Here is a 1,037-nt window from a genome sequence, read left to right on the forward strand (position 1 = left end):
ACGAGCTGGTGCGTGATAGCGGTTGAGGGGTGATCGCGCGAGGGTGGGATGATCCAGCCCGTGGTGATCATGGTCAACCGGGACGTCCTCGCGCATCAGCTGTTCACCGGCATCTCCCGGCAGCATCTGGCTTGCTTGGTCGAGGAGTTGGCCGACCCGTGGCAGGGCGTGGTCGAGGGTCACCGTCACAAGGCACGCGGCGGGGCCAGGAAACGTGAGGCGGGGGCCGGTGCCAGGCATCGTCTGGTGTTCGTCGACCGGCTGGTCGTCACGCTGATCCACCTGCGGCACGATCTCCCGCACTCCGTCCTCGCCCTGTTGTCCGGTGTCGACCGTTCCACTGTCACCCGTGCGATCGGAGAGATACGCGGGCTCCTGGCTGAACGTGGATGCGCGGTCCCCGACCGTCCTGGCCTGCGACTGCGGACCCTGGCGGATGTGTTCGCCTATGCCCAGGCCGAGGGCATCGAGCTGCGGCTGGACGCCACCGAGGTCCAGGTCCGCCGGCCCGCAGCCGGCCGCGGCGGAAGACGCGCATTCGTCTCGGGCAAGAAGAAGCAGAACACCATGAAGGCCACCATCATCGCCGACCACCAGGGCCGCACACTCTGGACCGATGCTCTGCGACCAGGGCGAATGCACGATGCGACTGCCACACGCAACGAAGGCATCGCCGTCTGCTTCGAGCACTTTCCGGAGGTGGAAGTGCTGCTGGACGACGGCTATCTCGGGCTCCGACGCGACCATCCTGGCCAAGCGGTCACACCGCCCAGAAAACCGAATAAGGTCGCCTTGCCGCACGTACACGCGGCCAGAGAAGAAGCCCGGCACCGACACTCATCGAAGCGCATCACCGTCGAGCACGCACTCGCCGATCACAAACGCTGGAAGCAACTGACCCGCTGGACCCACCGACGAGAGGTCCTACCCGCCACCTACCGGGCCATCGCCGGCCTCGTCTCCGACCGCACCGCCAACACGTGAGCACGACTCCGATCAGGCAAACACGACTCCATCGCTATCACGCACCAGCTCGT

1 protein-coding gene is annotated in these 1,037 nt (G+C 66.2%); it reads left to right on the top strand.

The genetic code is table 11. The annotated features are described in order from the left end of the window. The first annotated feature begins 69 nt into the window (after positions 1-69). A complete protein-coding gene (locus tag IE251_RS40465; protein ID WP_189757929.1) occupies positions 70-984 on the top strand; it encodes a transposase family protein in 915 nt (304 codons plus the stop codon). Positions 985-1,037: the final 53 nt, after the last annotated feature.

The organism is Streptomyces eurythermus (assembly GCF_014649115.1).
GTDB lineage: Bacteria > Actinomycetota > Actinomycetes > Streptomycetales > Streptomycetaceae > Streptomyces > Streptomyces eurythermus.

Excerpts from the sequence above, each read along its gene's own strand:
- IE251_RS40465 (WP_189757929.1), top strand. The coding sequence starts at position 70 with ATGGTCAACCGGGACGTCCTCGCGCATCAGCTGTTCACCGGCATCTCC.